Consider the following 1,380-nt stretch of genomic DNA (forward strand, 5'->3'; position numbering starts at 1 on the left):
GGGTCTGTCAAACGAGCGGTGTAACCAGGGTGGTTGGGGTTACTGGCGGGCCGCCGTCAGGCGGCCGTCGAAGGTGATGTCGAAGGCGTTCAGTGCGGTCTTCCAGCGCATGGTCCAGCGAGCCTGGCCCTTACCGGTGGGGTCGAGAGACATGATCGCCATGTAGACGCATTTCAGGGCGGCCTGCTCGTTGGGGAAGTGGCCGCGGGCCTTGACCGCCCGGCGGATACGGGCATTGACCGACTCGATCGCGTTGGTGGTGCAGACGATGCGGCGGATCTCGGTGTCGAACCGCAGGAATGGGGTGAACTCCTCCCACGCGTTCTCCCATAGCTTCACAATCGCCGGATACTTCCCGCCCCAGGCGTCGGCGAACTCGGCGAACCGTTCCAGGGCGGCTTCCTCGGTCGCCGCCGTGTAGACGGGCTTGAGGAGACGGGCGATCTTGTCCCAGTCCTGGCGGGCGGCATAGCGGAAAGAGTTCCGCAGCAGGTGCACAACGCAGGTCTGCACGATGGTCCGCGGCCAGACGGTCTCCACCGCCTCGGGCAAGCCCTTGAGCCCGTCGCAGACCAGCATCAGTACATCGCTGACGCCGCGGTTCTTGATCTCGGTGAGGATGTGCAGCCAGTGTTTGGCGCCCTCGCCGCCGTCCCCGGCCCACAGCCCGAGGATCTCCCGCCGGCCCTCGGTGGTGACGGCCAGGGCCACGTAAATGGGCCGGTTGGCGACCGCACCGTCGCGGATCTTCACGTGGATGGCGTCGATGAAGACGACCGGATAGACCGGGTCGAGGGGTCGGCTCTGCCACTCGGCCATGCCTTCCAGCACCTTGTCGGTGATGGTGGAGATGGTCTGGCGGGAGACCTCGGCGCCATAGACCTCGGCCAGGTGGGCCTGGACTTCACCGGTGGTCAGACCCTTCGCGGCCAGCGAGATGACCATCTCGTCGACGCCGGTCAGGCGCTTCTGCCGCTTCTTGACGATCTTCGGTTCGAAGGAGCCGTCGCGGTCGCGGGGCACAGTGATCTCCACCGGGCCGACATCGGTGAGCACCGTCTTGGAGCGTTTGCCGTTGCGGGAGTTGCCGCCGTTCTTGCCCGCCGGATCGTGCTTGTCATAGCCGAGGTGATCGGTGATCTCGCCATCCAGGGCGGACTCCAGCAGCCGCTTGGTCAGCTGTTGCAGCAGCCCGCCTGCGCCGGTCAACTGCAGGCCCTCGGCCTGGGCACGACCCACCAGCTCGTCGATCAACTGGTCGTCCACGGCCTTCGCCGGCACCCTCTTCGAGGGCTCAACGGCCTCGGGCTCAGCCACGTTCTCACTGGTCATCGATGCATCCTCCATGATCGGGAGTTACACCGAACGATTTACAGTCCC

The 1,380-nt window shown here is 65.7% G+C and carries 1 protein-coding gene; it reads right to left on the reverse strand.

Annotated features, from left to right (window positions below):
* Window positions 1-39: 39 nt before the first annotated feature.
* Window positions 40-1,332 (reverse strand): IS256 family transposase, encoded by a 1,293-nt coding sequence (locus tag ACFW01_RS38390; protein ID WP_234961998.1) that lies wholly within the window; start codon window positions 1,330-1,332, stop codon window positions 40-42.
* Between the last annotated feature and the right edge of the window lie 48 nt (window positions 1,333-1,380).

Source organism: Streptomyces sp. NPDC058985, assembly GCF_042740985.1.
GTDB lineage: Bacteria > Actinomycetota > Actinomycetes > Streptomycetales > Streptomycetaceae > Streptomyces.

Bases quoted from the DNA above. Each gene is read 5' to 3' on its own strand.
- ACFW01_RS38390 (WP_234961998.1), bottom strand. From the start codon at position 1,332: ATGACCAGTGAGAACGTGGCTGAGCCCGAGGCCGTTGAGCCCTCGAAG.